The organism is Mycobacterium sp. C31M, from assembly GCF_053345865.1.
In genome coordinates, this window is sequence record NZ_JBKFAX010000001.1 from 177,689 (window position 1) to 191,897 (window position 14,209).

Consider the following 14,209-nt stretch of genomic DNA (forward strand, 5'->3'; position numbering starts at 1 on the left):
ACCGCTATATCCAGGGGGCGGGTGACGTATGACGGTGCCTGCCGTGAGCAGATGGAATCGAGGCGAAAAGCTGCTGTGAGCAGTGCACCTTCACCCTTCGGACAAAATGAATGGCTTGTCGAAGAGATGTATCGCAAGTTCCGCGAGGATCCTTCGTCGGTCGACCCTAGTTGGCATGAGTTCCTGGTGGACTACGCCCCCGAAAAGATCGAGGCCGCCGAGCCCGCCGCACCGGCGCAGGCCAAGGCTGCGGCCGCACCTGCGGCCACCAAGCCGGTCCCCGCCCCCGCAAAGACTTCCGCCCCCGCCGCCAACGGCTCCGCCCCCGCCAAGCCGGCCGCCGCCCCCGAGCCCAAGCCCGCTGCCAAGCCTGCCGCTGCCAAGTCCGAACCCGCGAAGGCCGAACCGGCCAAGGCGAAGCCGGCTGCCCCCGCCGCCGACGGCCAGACCGCCGTCCTGCGTGGCGCGGCCGCCGCCGTCGTCAAGAACATGAACTTCTCGCTGGAGGTGCCGACGGCCACCAGCGTGCGGGCCATCCCGGCCAAGGCGATGATCGACAACCGCCTGGTCATCAACAACCACCTCAAGCGCACCCGCGGCGGCAAGATCAGCTTCACCCACCTGCTCGGCTACGCCATCGTGCAGGCGGTCAAGAAGTTCCCGAACATGAACCGGCACTTCGCCGAGGTCGACGGCAAGCCCAATGTGGTGACCCCGGCCCACACGAATCTCGGCTTGGCGATCGACCTGGCCGGCAAGGACGGCAACCGCGCGCTGGTCGTCGCCGCCATCAAGAAGTGCGAGACCATGCAGTTCGGCCAGTTCATCGCGGCCTACGAGGACATCGTCCGACGGGCCCGCGACGGCAAGCTGACCGCCGAAGACTTTGCCGGCGTGACGATTTCGCTGACCAACCCGGGCACCATCGGCACCGTGCACTCGGTGCCGCGGCTGATGCGCGGCCAGGGCGCGATCATCGGCGCCGGCGCCATGGAGTACCCGGCCGAGTTCCAAGGCGCCAGCGAGGAGCGCATCGCCGAACTCGGTGTCGGCAAGCTCATCACGTTGACCTCGACCTACGACCACCGCATCATCCAGGGTGCGGAGTCCGGCGACTTCCTGCGCACCATTCACACCTTGCTGCTGGACGACGAGTTCTACGACGAGATCTTCCGCGAGCTCGGTATCCCCTACGAGCCGGTGCGCTGGCGCACCGACAATCCGGATTCGGTGTACCACAAGAACGCCCGGATCATCGAGCTCATCGCGGCCTACCGCAACCGCGGTCACCTGATGGCCGATATCGATCCGCTGCGCCTGGACAAGAGCCGCTTCCGCAGCCACCCCGATCTCGACGTGCTGACCCACGGCCTGACGCTGTGGGATCTGGACCGCGAGTTCAAGGTCGACGGGTTCGCCGGCGCCGAGTACAAGAAGCTGCGCGACATCCTGTCGGTGCTGCGCGACGCGTACTGCCGCCACGTCGGTGTCGAGTACACCCACATCCTGGAGCCCGAGCAGCAGAAATGGATCCAGGAGCGCGTCGAGGTCAAGCACGACAAGCCGACCGTCGCCGAGCAGAAGTACATCCTGTCCAAGCTCAACGCCGCCGAGGCCTTTGAAACGTTCCTGCAGACCAAATACGTCGGGCAGAAGCGGTTCTCGCTGGAGGGCGCCGAGACCGTCATCCCGATGATGGACGCCGCGATCGACCAGGCCGCCGAACACAGCCTCGACGAGGTCGTCATCGGGATGCCGCACCGCGGCCGGCTCAACGTGCTGGCCAACATCGTCGGCAAGCCCTACAGCCAGATCTTCAGCGAGTTCGAGGGCAACCTGAACCCCTCGCAGGCGCATGGCTCCGGTGACGTGAAGTACCACCTCGGGGCGTCGGGCACCTACCTGCAGATGTTCGGGGACAACGACATTGCGGTGTCGCTGGTCGCCAACCCCAGCCACCTCGAGGCCGTCGACCCGGTCCTGGAGGGCCTGGTCCGCGCCAAGCAAGACCTCATCGACTTCAACGGGTCCGAGGGCCACGAGGCCTTCTCCGTGGTGCCGATGATGCTGCACGGTGATGCGGCGTTCGCCGGCCAGGGCGTGGTCGCCGAAACGCTGAACCTGGCGCTGCTGCGCGGGTACCGCACCGGCGGCACCATCCACATCATCGTGAACAACCAGATCGGCTTCACGACCTCACCGCACGACTCGCGGTCCTCGGAGTACTGCACCGACGTGGCGAAGATGGTCGGCGCGCCGATCTTCCACGTCAACGGTGACGATCCGGAGGCGTGTGTGTGGGTGGCCAAGCTGGCCATGGACTTCCGGCAGCAGTTCAAGAAGGACGTCGTCATCGACATGCTGTGCTACCGCCGCCGCGGGCACAACGAGGGTGACGACCCGTCGATGACCCAGCCCGGCATGTACGACGTCATCGACACCAAGCGTGGCGTCCGCAAGTCCTACACCGAGGCGCTGATCGGCCGTGGTGACATCTCGATGAAGGAGGCCGAGGACGCGCTGCGCGACTACCAGGGCCAACTGGAGCGGGTGTTCAACGAGGTCCGTGAGCTGGAGAAGCACGAGATCGAGCCGAGCGAATCGGTGGAGTCCGACCAGCAGACCCCCAAGGGCCTCAACACCGCCGTCGACAAGTCGGTGCTGGCCCGGATCGGTGACGCCCATCTGGCCGCACCGGACGGCTTCAACGTGCACCCGCGCGTGCAGCCGGTGCTCGACAAGCGTCGCGAGATGGCCTACGAGGGCAAGGTCGACTGGGCATTCGGCGAGCTGCTGGCTCTCGGATCGCTTGTGGCCGAAGGCAAGACGGTCCGCCTGACCGGTCAGGACGTCCGGCGTGGCACGTTCACCCAGCGGCATGCGGTGATCATCGACCGCAAGACGGGCGCCGAATTCACCCCGATCGATCTGTTGACCACCGACGCCGACGGTAACGCCACCGGCGGCCGGTTCATGATCTACGACTCGGCACTGTCGGAGTTCGCGGCGGTCGGCTTCGAGTACGGCTACTCGGTGGGCAACCAGCAGGCGATCGTGTTGTGGGAGGCCCAGTTCGGCGATTTCGTCAACGGCGCCCAGTCGATCATCGACGAGTTCATCTCCTCCGGTGAAGCCAAGTGGGGGCAGCTCTCCGACGTCGTGCTGCTGCTGCCGCACGGCCACGAGGGTCAGGGCCCGGACCACACCTCGGGCCGCATCGAGCGGTTCCTGCAGGTGTGCGCCGAAGGCTCGATGACGGTCGCCATGCCGTCGACGCCGGCCAACTACTTCCACCTGTTGCGCCGGCACGCACTCGACGGGATCCACCGTCCGCTCATCGTCTTCACCCCGAAGTCGATGCTGCGCAACAAGGCTGCCGTCAGTGAGGTCAAGGACTTCACCGAGATCAAGTTCCGGTCGGTCCTGGAGGAACCCACCTACGAGGAGGGTGTCGGCGACCGGTCCAAGGTGACCCGGGTGCTGCTGACCAGCGGCAAGATCTATTACGAGCTGGTGGCGCGCAAGGCCAAGGAGAAGCGCGACGATATCGCGATCGTCCGGATCGAGCAGCTCTACCCGCTGCCGCGGCGCCGGCTCAACGCCACCCTGGACGAGTACCCGAATGTGTCCCAGTACTTCTGGGTACAGGAGGAGCCGGCCAACCAGGGTGCCTGGCCGACGTTCGGCCTGTCGCTGCCGGAGCTGTTGCCGGAGAAGCTGACCGGGATCAAGCGCATCTCCCGGCGTGCCATGAGCGCCCCGTCCTCGGGGTCCTCGAAGGTGCATGCAGTGGAGCAGCAGGAGATCATCGACGAGGCCTTCGCGCCCTAGTCGTACCGACCGCCAAACTGAAGAAGATCGCGAGAATCTCCTCGATTCTCGCGATCTTCTTCAGTTTCACCGACTAAAAGCCCAGCAAGCCCAGCGGCACCGGCGACTCCCCGTTGGCGATCGAGGTGACCGCACCGGGGCAGAATGCCGAGATCGCGAAACCGGTGAACATGGTGGCCGGGCCCAAAGGACGACCGATGGTCTCGGACACCCGGCCCGCGACATCGGCGAGGTTCTGCCCGCTGTCGGCCAACATCGGGCACACCGACTGCCCCGCGGCGACGGCGTCGGCCGGATTGATGGTGCTCAGACCGGTGCCGTCCAGGGTGTTCAGGAAGTCTCCGGCCGGGTCGGCGTGGGCAGGGACCGCGGTCAGCAGAGCGGCGGACAGGGCGGCAGCGGCGGGCACCAGGAATCGCAAACGCATCATGAGTGAGAAATCGGTCGGCCGGCCGCCGACGTTACCCGGCCGCACAGAGTGCACCACCGGCTCGCTCGATCCGGTGCCACCCACCCTCCCCTGATACCGGCGGTAACGGCTATGGTCGAGGGCAATCAGCAACCAGTTGTCACACGAGGGAGTGCGCATGGAGGGCTTCGCCGGGAAAGTTGCCGTCGTCACGGGGGCAGGATCGGGTATCGGCCAGGCATTGGCCATCGAGCTGGGCCGTTCCGGCGCCAAGCTGGCGATCAGCGATGTCGACGTCGAGGGCCTGGCGGTCACCGAGGAGCGGCTCAAGGCCATCGGGGCCCCGGTCAAGGCCGATCGCCTCGACGTCACCGAACGCGAAGCCTTCGAGCTGTATGCCGACGCGGTCGCCGAACACTTCGGCAAGGTCAACCAGATCTACAACAACGCGGGCATCGCCTTCAACGGCAGCATCGAGGCCAGTTCCTACAAGGACATCGAGCGCATCATGGATGTCGACTTCTGGGGCGTCGTCAACGGCACCAAGGCCTTCCTGCCGCACCTGATCGCCTCTGGTGACGGCCACGTGGTGAACGTGTCCAGCCTCTTCGGCATCTTCTCGGTGCCCGGCCAGGCCGCCTACAACGCGGCCAAGTTCGCGGTCCGCGGTTTCACCGAGGCACTGCGCCAGGAGATGGTCGCGGCCAAGCATCCGGTCGGCGTCACCTGCGTGCACCCCGGCGGTATCAAGACCGCCATCGCCCGCAACGCCACCGCCGCCGAGGGCATCGACGTCACCGAGATGGCCAAGGCCTTCGATACCAAGCTGGCCCGCACCAGCCCGGAGAAGGCCGCGCAGATCATCCTGGAGGCCGTCCGCAAGAACCACGCCCGGGTGCTCGTCGGCGCCGACGCGAAAATCCTCGACGTGCTGGTGCGGATCACCGGATCCGGCTACCAGCGCCTGTTCGGCGCCGTCGCCTCGCGGCTGAACCCGACCTAATGCCCGAGGGGGTGGGTGCCCAGCCAGGCACCCGCCACCGCCCCCGGCTCACCGCCGGCGGCAATCTCGGCACGCATCTGCGCCAGGGCGTCGGTGTCCAGCACACCGGCCAACTCGTTGACCGAACGCTGCTGGGTCTGGCTCAGGCTGTTACGCCGGAACACCGGGACGACGTTCTCGGCACGGATCAGCGCCGTGCGGTCCGACAGCATGGTCAGATCCTCCGGCAGGCCCGGGGTGGCCGCCGAGGTCCAACCCAGATTGATCCTGCCACTGCGCAGTGCGGCGTTCAATGCCTCGGTGTCGGCGAACTCGCGCGGTGCGGACAGCGTGCACGTGCCCAACGCGCTCGGGACATCGGTGCCGTGCACGACACCCGGCTTGAGCTCACCGCACCGGTCGACGAGCGCGAGCACATCGGCGGCCCCCCAGTCCGCGGCGGTGCGCCCGGTCAGCACGACCGTCGGCTTGTCGGAGGCGCCCTCGGTGAAGTCGCCGGCGCCCAGCCCCTCCGGTAGCGAGCCGATCATGGCCCGGTACACCTGAGCCTGCGACCGGGCAGCGGCCTCGGGGTCGAACCGGGTCAGCACCTGCCCGGTCAGGGCGGGCACCACGTCCACCTCGCCGGAATCCAGTGCCGCCAACGGATCCGGCACATCCTTTACATGCGCCGGGCTGCCGTAATAGTGCAGCGCGGCGACATACAGGTGGGCCAGCAGTGCCGATTCCGCACCGGTACCGGCGCCGACCGCCACCGAGGGCGGGGCCGGCGCCTTGGTACCGCATCCGGCGATCAGCAGCGCGACCAGCGCCACCGCGAACCGCCGCATCGAACTCAGACTCCGGAGGCTTCCGCCACGGCCTTGGCCACCGCGGGCCCGACGCGCGGATCCAACGCGCTCGGCACGATGTGGTCGACCGCGAGGTCGTCGCCGACGACCGAGAAGATCGCATGCGCGGCAGCGACTTTCATCTCCTCGGTGATCCGCCGCGCGCCGGCGTCCAGTGCACCGCGGAACACACCCGGGAAAGCCAGCACATTGTTGATCTGGTTCGGGAAGTCGCTGCGTCCGGTGGCGACGACGGCGGCGTACTTGCGGGCGGCGTCGGGGTGGATCTCCGGGTCGGGGTTGGACAGCGCGAAGACGATGCCGTTGGGCGCCATGGTCGCGATGAGTTCTTCGGGGACCAGGCCGGCCGACACGCCGAGGAACACGTCGGCACCGTTCAGTGCCTCGGCGACCCCACCGGTCAGGCCGCGCGGGTTGGTGCGCTGCGCCAGTTCGGCCTTGAAGGAGTTCAAGTCGCTGCGGCCGTTCTCGACTATGCCCTTGCTGTCGAGCACCACGATGTCGCTGATGCCGCTGTTGAGCAGGATGTTGGTGCAGGCAACACCGGCGGCGCCGGCCCCCGACACCACAACCTTGAGCTCGTGCAGGTCCCGGTCGAGGACCTTGACCGCGCCCAGCAGGGCGGCCAGCGCCACGATGGCGGTGCCGTGCTGGTCGTCGTGCATCACCGGGCAGTCCAGCGCCTCGATGACACGGCGCTCGATCTCGAAGCAGCGCGGCGCCGAGATGTCCTCCAGGTTGACCGCACCGAAGGTCGGGCGCAGCCGGATGAGCGTCTCGACGATCTCGTCGGGATCCTTGGTGTCCAGCACAATCGGGATGGAGTCCAGCCCGCCGAACGTCTTGAACAGCGCGCTCTTGCCCTCCATGACCGGCAGCGACGCGGCGGCGCCGATGTCGCCCAGGCCCAGCACGGCGCTGCCGTCGCTGACCACGGCGACCAGCCGGTTGGCCCAGGTGTACTTCTTGGCCAGCGTCACGTCCGCCGCGATGGCGCGGCTGACCTGAGCGACGCCTGGCGTGTAGGCGATGGACAGTGCCCGCTGGGTATCCAGCGGCGCTTTCAGATCGATCGAGAGTTTTCCACCCTCGTGGGCCGCAAAGATCTCGGCGTCATCGACGACAACCTGTGGAGTTCGCACCAGTTCGGACATGAGCTCGACGCTACTTCATACCCGGAACTCACCGGCACCCCAACCCCGCTGGTGAGAGGTTGGAAATGCGACTGACGAGTAACATTCGCACTCGGGTATCCACCCGAGGACAGGAGGTAGTGATGCCGACGTTCCGAGCCCTTCCACCGTCCAAGCTGCGCCCGACCGGGCGCCGCACCGCCGTCGTCGAACCCGACGCCGCCAGCATCCACGTCCCGGTCTCCCAGGCCATGGTCGACTGCGGCGTCTACAGCGACGGCACCCGGCTGCCTGGCAAGTACACCCATGCCGCGGCGCTGAACAGGGTCCGCGAGATCGAGGCCACGGGCACCCGTGCCTTCGTCTGGATCGGCCTGCACGAGCCCGACGAACATCAGATGCAGGCCGTCGCCGATGTGTTCGGGTTACACGAGCTGGCCGTCGAGGACGCGGTGCATGCCCACCAACGTCCCAAGCTGGAACGCTACGACGACACCCTGTTCCTGGTCCTCAAGACCGTCAACTATGTCGAGCACGAGTCGGTGGCCAGCGCCCCCGAGATCGTCGAGACCGGCGAGATCATGATCTTCGTCGGCGCCGACTTCGTGGTGACGGTCCGACATGGCGATCACAGCGGTCTGGCCGGGGTGCGCCGCAAGATGGACACCACACCGGCCAGCTGCGCGCTGGGGCCCTATGCCGTGATGCATGCGATCTCCGACCATGTCGTCGACTCGTACCTGGATGTCACGGATCTGGTCGAGACCGATATCGACGCCATGGAGGAGAACGTCTTCTCCCCCGACGTCGCCACTGATATCGAACACATCTACATGCTCAAACGCGAGATCGTGGAACTGCGTCGTGCGGTCAGCCCGTTGACGATGGCGTTCCAGCGGCTGGGGACCGACCACAACGACCTGATCTCCAAGGAGGTCCGTCGCTACATGCGCGATGTGCTCGACCACAACATCTCGGCCTCGGACCGGATCGCGAGCTACGACGAGGTGCTCAGCTCACTGGTGCAGGCCGCGGTCGGCAAGGTGTCGATGCAGCAGAGCACCGATATGCGCAAGATCTCGGCGTGGGTGGCCATCGCCGCGGTGCCGACCGCGATGGCCGGTATCTACGGGATGAACTTCGAGCACATGCCGGAGTTGAAGGCGACCTGGGGATATCCGGCGGTGCTGTTGACCATGCTGACGATCTGCCTGCTGCTATACCGGACGTTCCGCCGCAACCACTGGCTCTGACGTTATTGCGATTTGTGGAGTCCTACCCGTAATGGTTACGGCTGCGGCTCCACAAATCGCAACAGTCAGGAGGGTTCGGACGCCCGGCGGTTCGCGTCGAACACGTCCACCCCGTCGGTGCGCCAGGCTTCGCGCATCGCCTCGGCGCCTTTGAGTCGCACCCAGGCGGCCTCGGTCGGGGTGATCGGGGTTGCCTGCAGCACGGTCACCGGCGATAGCGGTTCCGGCAGCGTCACACTCTCGATTGCACTGGGGCCCAGCAGGAAAGCGGTGAACGGTGCACCCTCGAACAACGGTGCGCTCAGGTCGATCAGCGCGTCCGGTTCCAGGACCAGCCCCTCGACAGCCGGAGCAGCCGCCAGCACTGCGATGGATTTCGCCAGACCGCTCGGACTCGGCGGGCGCAACGACACCACCACCTCAGCCCGTGGGCCGCGCACCCCGTCGGCGACCAGATCAGTCGGATCGGCCATCGGGTACCGCGAACATCCAAGCGACACAAAGTGATTGACCCCAGCACCGTCTGGGCCGAAGCGCAGCACGTCGATCCGGTCGGCACCCAGGAAGGTGATGCTGGCCTCGCCCGGCTCACCGAGCACGCCGGCATCGGCGAAGTGCGCGCGCAGCGCGGCGCGTACCTCGCCGGTGACGTCTGCCACTAGCCGACGGGCGGGATCGTCAGGTTCGCCCCGGAGTCGGCATCGAAGATCACCAGCTTCGAGGTGTCCACCGCCAACTCGGCCTTGCTGCCCGCGACCACCTTGGAATCGGCGGAAACCCGTGCCACGAACTCGTTCTCACCGACCCCGGACTCGGCGGCCAACTGTTCGAGCTGGGCGGACTTGGCGCCGGCACCGCCGGTACGGAAGTGGAGGTACTTGTCGGCGCCCAGGGACTCCACCAGGTCCACCGTTACCTCGAAGGTGACCGCGCGGATGCGCGAGTAGGTGTCGATCAGCGACGCATCGTCAAAATGCTCGGGTCGGATACCGGCAATCACTCCTGCAGGCCGGGGATGCCGGCCGATCGCCTGCTGCACCTCGTCGGAGAGCATCACCTCACCGAACGGCAGTTTCACCCCACCGTCGGTCAGCGAGGCCGGGAAGAAGTTCATCGCGGGCGACCCGATGAATCCGGCCACGAACAGATTCGTCGGCGTGTGGTAGAGCTCCTCCGGGGTACCGATCTGCTGCGCGACACCGGCCAGCATCACCACGACCCGGTCGCCGAGCGTCATCGCCTCGGTCTGATCGTGGGTGACGTAGACGGTGGTGGTACCCAGCCGGTCCTGCAGGCGGGCGATCTCTGTGCGCATCTGCACCCGCAGCTTCGCGTCCAGATTCGACAGCGGCTCGTCCATCAGGAACGCCTTGGGGTTACGGACGATGGCCCGCCCCATGGCAACTCGCTGCCGCTGCCCGCCGGACAGCTGTGCCGGTTTGCGGTCCAACAGCGCCGCCAGATCCAGGATCTTGGCGGTCTCCTCCACCTTGGCGTTGATCTCGGCCTTGCCCACCTTGGCCAGCGTCAGCGGGAACGCGATGTTCTGCCGCACCGTCAGGTGCGGGTACAGCGCATAGGACTGGAACACCATGGCGATGTCGCGGTCCTTGGGCTGCTTGTCGTTGACCCGTTCACCGCCGATGCGCAGCTCACCGGAGGAGATGTCCTCCAGGCCCGCAATCATGTTCAGCGTCGTGGACTTCCCGCAGCCCGACGGGCCGACCAGGATGATGAACTCGCCGTCGGCGATGGTCAGCGACAGCTCCTTGACCGCCGTCGCACCGTTGGCGTAGCTCTTGGAGACCTTGTCCAGCACGATTTCGGCCATGGATTACCCCTTCACCGCACCGGAGGTCAAGCCGGCCACGATCCGTCTTTGGAAGATGAGTACGAAGATGATGATCGGGATTGTGATGACCATAGCGCCCGCGGCGATGGATCCGGTCGGCTCCTCGAATTGCGAACTGCCCGTGAAGTTCGCGATCGCCACCGGCGCGGTGATGGCCCGCTCGGTCGCGGTGAGCGACAGGGCCAGCAGCAGGTCGTTCCAGGCGAAGATGAACACCAGGATGGCGGCCGTCACGATGCCCGGCGCGGCCAGCGGGGCGATCACCTTGCGGAAGGCCTGCCCGGGTGTGGCACCGTCCATCTTGGCCGCCTTCTCCAGATCCCACGGGATCTCCTTGAAGAAGGCCGACATGGTGTAGATCGCCAGCGGCAGCGCGAAGGTGATGTAGGGGATGATCAGGCCGGGCCAGGTATCGAACAGCCCGAGTCGGCGCTCGATATTGAAAATCGGTGTCACCAGCGAGATCTGCGGGAACATCGCGATCAGCAGCGCGACACCGACCAGCAGCTTCTTGCCCGGGAAGGCCAGCCGTGCAATGGCGTAGGCGGCCATCCCGCCGATCGTCACCGCGATCAGAGTGGTGATCAGCCCGATACCGATCGAGTTGATCAGCGCCGAGGTGAACATGTTGCCCTGGAAGATCGCCTTGTAGTTGTCGAAGGTGATCTCGGCGGGGATGAACTTGCCGTCCTTGACCGACGAGGTCGGCTTCAGCGACAGCGACAGGATCCACAGCACCGGAATCAGTGCGTACAGCACCACGATGACATTGACGACGGCCCAACCGGTCGCGCGCCGGGCACCCACGGGTTCTGCCATCTAGCGGCCCTCCTCGTCACTGCCGGGCGCGGCCGCACCGAACACCTTGATGAAGACGAAGGCGATGATCGCGACGCACAGGAAGATCAGCACGCTGATGGCCGAACCCAATCCGAGGTTGAACGCCTTGAACAGGTTGTCGTAACCCAGGATCGACACCGAACCGGTGTCGTTGGCCCCGCCGGTCAGCACGTAGATGTTGTCGAAGATCCGGAACGCGTCCAGGGTGCGGAACAGCAGCGCCACCAGGATCGCCGGTTTGATCAGCGGCAGGATCACCTTCGTCAGCCGCTTCCAGCCTCCGGCACCGTCCACCTGCGCGGCGTTCAGCAGGTCCTGGGGCACCAGCGCCAGGCCGGCCAGCAGCAACAGCGCCATGAACGGTGTGGTCTTCCAGACCTCGGCGAGCACCACGATCGCCAGCGACGGAAGCTGTTCGGTCAGTGGCGCGCTGCCCGTCGGTAGCAGGTTGGCCAGATAACCGGTACCCGGCGTCCAGGCGTAGTACCAGCTGTAGGAGGCCGCGACGGTGACGATGCCGTAGGGCACCAGGATCGCGGTGCGGACCGTGCCCTTGCCGAAGATGGTGCGGTGCATGACCAGAGCCAGCGCCATGCCCAATACGAACTCGATGGCAACCGACACGATGGTGATGCCCAGTGTCACCGCGAATGCCGTCCACCAGTACCGGTCGGTGAGGATGGTCGCGTAGTTGCTCAGGCCGACGAACTCGACGTCATCGGGGGCGGCCAGGTTGTAGCGCTGCAGGCTGAGCCAGACGGCGTAACCGATCGGATAGGCCGTCACCGCCAGCATCAGGAAGACGGCCGGGCTGATCAGCCAGTAGGCCAGCCGCCGCTGCGCGGCAAGGTCGTCCGTGCCTGTCTTTGCGCTCACGGAATGAGCCCCTTACCGTCGATCGCCTTCTGCACCTGCTCGGTCAACTCGTCGGCCATCGCCTCCGGGTCGATCTCGGTGATCGGCGCCAGGGTCGCCGAGATCCGGGTCGACAGCGCCTGATACACCGGGGTGGCCGGGCGTACCGCGGCATTGGTCAACTGCTGCCGGATGATCTCGTACTGCGGGTACTTCTCCTGGAACGCCGGGTCGTCGTACAGCGAGGCCCGCACCGCGGGCAGTCCGCCCTCCACCGAGGTGTAGCGCTGGTTGTCGACATTGCGCAGGCAGCGGATCGCCTCGAAGGCCTCGGCCTTGTGCTGGGTGTTCTTGCCGACGGCCAGGTTCAGCCCACCGAGGGTCACCTTGGCCTGCTCCCCCTCGATGACGCTGGGGAAGCGCGCGAACCCGAACACCTTCTTGCTGGCGTCGTAGGCGATGTCGAACTGCTCGTCGGTCGGCGAGAAACTACCGGCCTCGTTGATCGCGCTCGCCAATGCCGGATCCTCGTTGAGCGGAAGGAACGGCACGCCGCCCTTGACGGCGTTCTCCAGCATCGACGGCAGCACGAACGGCCAGTTGACCTCGAGCGCAGCGTTGCCCTGCTCGAGAGCGAGTCGCGCGGTGCCCTCGTCGGTCTGGGTGATCGACGGGTCCGCACCCGGCGCGGTGGCAACGTCTTTGATGATCTGCAGCGCCTTGACGGTGGCGGCCCGGTGCTCGGGGGTGTCGGTCAGCGTCACGGTCTGGCCGTCGTCGGAGAGCACCTGTCCCCCGGCGCTTTCCAGCAAGGTGTTGAACCACACCACCAGACCCTCGTACTGCTTGCCCTGCACGGCGATCCAACTGGGGCCGCCTGCGGCGTGCTGCCGGGTGGCCTCAGCCACCATCTGGTCCCATGTCGCGGGCGGCGCGGACATCAGATCTGTCCGGTACCAAAGCATTTGGGTGTTGGTGCTGATGGGCGCGGCATAGAGCTTGTCCTGCCACCTCGCGGTCTCCAGCGGCCCGGGCAGGGTGTTCTCCTGCGCGTCGGCCTCGGCCAGCCCGGCCGGATCGTCGGAAAGCGGAAGCGCCCAACCGGCCTCGGCGAATTCCGCCGTCCAGACCACGTCCAACGCCATCACGTCGAGCGTTTTGTCGTTGCCGGTGAGCCGGCGTGCCAGCTGCAGGCGCTGATCGTCGGCGCCCTTGGGCAACGAAACCTGTTCGATCCTGAAGCGCCCACCGAGCTGCTCGTTGCATTTCTGCGCGACCGCGGTGAACGTGGCCATCTCGTTGGCGGGGGTGTAGTAGCTGATGACGATGCCGTTCTCGGCGGAACCACACGCCGCCACCGTCGTCCCGGCCGTCAGGGCAGCCATCACCGCCGCACAAAGCCGTCGTGTGCGCACTACCGGCCTCCGTCTGCGTCGACGTCGCCGCGGGGCGGCGCCTCCACAGAGGTCACCGGAGCGGCTCCGGGCGGGAATATCCCGCGGGGCCAAACGTAGAGCCAGAGACGCGTATTATGCAAACACTTCCGTGGCGCGTCGGGCGATCAGATCGTCAAGCGCGCCAGCAGATCCCGCCCCTGCTCCGCGCTCTGCGGGTCGCAGAGCACGTCGTAGCGGCCTGCGACCAGCTGCATGGTCGAGCTGAAATCCCTTGTCCCGCGTGCCATCGCGTAGGGAATCGCACTGGTGATCAGACCGAAGAACACACCGGCGATCAGGCCCGTGGCCAGCGCACCCCAGGGGCTCGGGCTGAAGAAGCCCAGGATCAACCCGATGAACAGGCCGAGCCAGGCGCCGGACAGCACGCCCCCGCCGAGCACCTTGGGCCACGACAGTCGACCGGTGACCCGCTCCACCTGCATCAGGTCGACACCGACGATGGTCACCTGCTGTACCGGAAACTGTTGATCGGAGAGGTAATCCACCGCCCGCTGCGCCTCGGCATAGGTCGGATACGAACCGATGGGCCATCCCTTGGGTGGGGTGGGCAAAGCAGCGGGCACTCGAGCGCCCGGACGTCCCACCGGGTCTTGGCCTGGTCGAAGGGGACCCGTCATGCGTCTACTCTCCTCGCGTCTCATCGGATCTGGTCGGCGGTGTGTCACCTGACCCTATTCCTCACCCTATTCCTCAACGTGCCGACGTGGGGATCGGTGCCCGGATCG

General features: G+C 66.4%; 12 protein-coding genes. 3 read left to right on the forward strand and 9 right to left on the reverse strand.

The window, feature by feature from the left end; all coding sequences use genetic code 11:
* Positions 1-51: 51 nt before the first annotated feature.
* Complete coding sequence (locus tag ACLBYA_RS00810) at positions 52-3,831, forward strand: multifunctional oxoglutarate decarboxylase/oxoglutarate dehydrogenase thiamine pyrophosphate-binding subunit/dihydrolipoyllysine-residue succinyltransferase subunit (protein WP_447707763.1); 3,780 nt, start codon at positions 52-54, stop codon at positions 3,829-3,831.
* 73 nt (positions 3,832-3,904) lie between these two features.
* On the opposite strand, the gene ACLBYA_RS00815 is transcribed toward ACLBYA_RS00810, so the two are convergent.
* A complete protein-coding gene (locus ACLBYA_RS00815) occupies positions 3,905-4,261 on the reverse strand; it encodes a DUF732 domain-containing protein (protein ID WP_447707454.1) in 357 nt (118 codons plus the stop codon).
* A 157-nt stretch (positions 4,262-4,418) separates the two neighbouring features.
* Here ACLBYA_RS00815 and ACLBYA_RS00820 point away from each other — a divergent pair, with 157 nt between their 5' ends.
* Positions 4,419-5,243, forward strand: coding sequence for an SDR family NAD(P)-dependent oxidoreductase (locus ACLBYA_RS00820; protein ID WP_447707455.1), 825 nt, complete (start codon positions 4,419-4,421; stop codon positions 5,241-5,243).
* Here ACLBYA_RS00820 and ACLBYA_RS00825 read toward each other — a convergent pair.
* Both ACLBYA_RS00825 and ACLBYA_RS00830 read right to left on the reverse strand, forming a co-directional pair.
* Positions 5,240-6,073 carry a hypothetical protein gene (locus ACLBYA_RS00825; protein ID WP_447707456.1) on the reverse strand — a complete coding sequence of 278 codons (834 nt, stop codon included), beginning with the start codon at positions 6,071-6,073 and terminating at the stop codon, positions 5,240-5,242. The genes ACLBYA_RS00820 and ACLBYA_RS00825 overlap by 4 nt on opposite strands.
* A 5-nt stretch (positions 6,074-6,078) precedes the next feature.
* Complete coding sequence (locus ACLBYA_RS00830; RefSeq protein WP_447707457.1) at positions 6,079-7,248, reverse strand: NAD(P)-dependent malic enzyme; 1,170 nt, start codon at positions 7,246-7,248, stop codon at positions 6,079-6,081.
* A gap of 122 nt (positions 7,249-7,370) precedes the next feature.
* Between ACLBYA_RS00830 and corA the strand changes: the two genes are divergently transcribed.
* Positions 7,371-8,480, forward strand: coding sequence for a magnesium/cobalt transporter CorA (corA, locus tag ACLBYA_RS00835; protein ID WP_447707458.1), 1,110 nt, complete (start codon positions 7,371-7,373; stop codon positions 8,478-8,480).
* 65 nt (positions 8,481-8,545) lie between these two features.
* On the opposite strand, the gene ACLBYA_RS00840 is transcribed toward corA, so the two are convergent.
* The 6 genes from ACLBYA_RS00840 to ACLBYA_RS00865 all read right to left on the reverse strand — a co-directional run bounded on the left by ACLBYA_RS00840 (position 8,546) and on the right by ACLBYA_RS00865 (position 14,101).
* Positions 8,546-9,139, reverse strand: a complete 594-nt coding sequence (locus ACLBYA_RS00840; RefSeq protein ID WP_447707459.1) for a suppressor of fused domain protein — start codon at positions 9,137-9,139, stop codon at positions 8,546-8,548.
* A complete protein-coding gene (locus ACLBYA_RS00845; protein WP_447707460.1) occupies positions 9,139-10,311 on the reverse strand; it encodes an ABC transporter ATP-binding protein in 1,173 nt (390 codons plus the stop codon). Before ACLBYA_RS00845 ends, ACLBYA_RS00840 begins: the two co-directional genes overlap by 1 nt.
* Positions 10,312-10,314: 3 nt before the next feature.
* On the reverse strand, positions 10,315-11,139 hold the full coding sequence (locus ACLBYA_RS00850) for a carbohydrate ABC transporter permease (protein WP_447707764.1): 825 nt from the start codon (positions 11,137-11,139) through the stop codon (positions 10,315-10,317).
* 12 nt (positions 11,140-11,151) lie between these two features.
* Positions 11,152-12,048: a carbohydrate ABC transporter permease gene (locus tag ACLBYA_RS00855; protein WP_447707461.1), complete on the reverse strand. Its 897-nt coding sequence runs from the start codon at positions 12,046-12,048 to the stop codon at positions 11,152-11,154.
* Positions 12,045-13,412, reverse strand: coding sequence for an ABC transporter substrate-binding protein (locus ACLBYA_RS00860; protein WP_447707462.1), 1,368 nt, complete (start codon positions 13,410-13,412; stop codon positions 12,045-12,047). Before ACLBYA_RS00860 ends, ACLBYA_RS00855 begins: the two co-directional genes overlap by 4 nt.
* 176 nt (positions 13,413-13,588) lie before the next feature.
* Positions 13,589-14,101, reverse strand: a complete 513-nt coding sequence (locus tag ACLBYA_RS00865; RefSeq protein ID WP_447707463.1) for a general stress protein — start codon at positions 14,099-14,101, stop codon at positions 13,589-13,591.
* Between the last annotated feature and the right edge of the window lie 108 nt (positions 14,102-14,209).

Coding starts and splice junctions, on each gene's coding strand:
- ACLBYA_RS00825 (WP_447707456.1), bottom strand. CDS start 6,073: ATGCGGCGGTTCGCGGTGGCGCTGGTCGCGCTGCTGATCGCCGGATGC.
- ACLBYA_RS00815 (WP_447707454.1), bottom strand. CDS start 4,261: ATGATGCGTTTGCGATTCCTGGTGCCCGCCGCTGCCGCCCTGTCCGCC.
- ACLBYA_RS00830 (WP_447707457.1), bottom strand. CDS start 7,248: ATGTCCGAACTGGTGCGAACTCCACAGGTTGTCGTCGATGACGCCGAG.
- ACLBYA_RS00820 (WP_447707455.1), top strand. CDS start 4,419: ATGGAGGGCTTCGCCGGGAAAGTTGCCGTCGTCACGGGGGCAGGATCG.
- ACLBYA_RS00845 (WP_447707460.1), bottom strand. CDS start 10,311: ATGGCCGAAATCGTGCTGGACAAGGTCTCCAAGAGCTACGCCAACGGT.
- ACLBYA_RS00865 (WP_447707463.1), bottom strand. CDS start 14,101: ATGACGGGTCCCCTTCGACCAGGCCAAGACCCGGTGGGACGTCCGGGC.
- ACLBYA_RS00860 (WP_447707462.1), bottom strand. CDS start 13,412: ATGGCTGCCCTGACGGCCGGGACGACGGTGGCGGCGTGTGGTTCCGCC.
- ACLBYA_RS00810 (WP_447707763.1), top strand. CDS start 52: ATGGAATCGAGGCGAAAAGCTGCTGTGAGCAGTGCACCTTCACCCTTC.
- corA (WP_447707458.1), top strand. CDS start 7,371: ATGCCGACGTTCCGAGCCCTTCCACCGTCCAAGCTGCGCCCGACCGGG.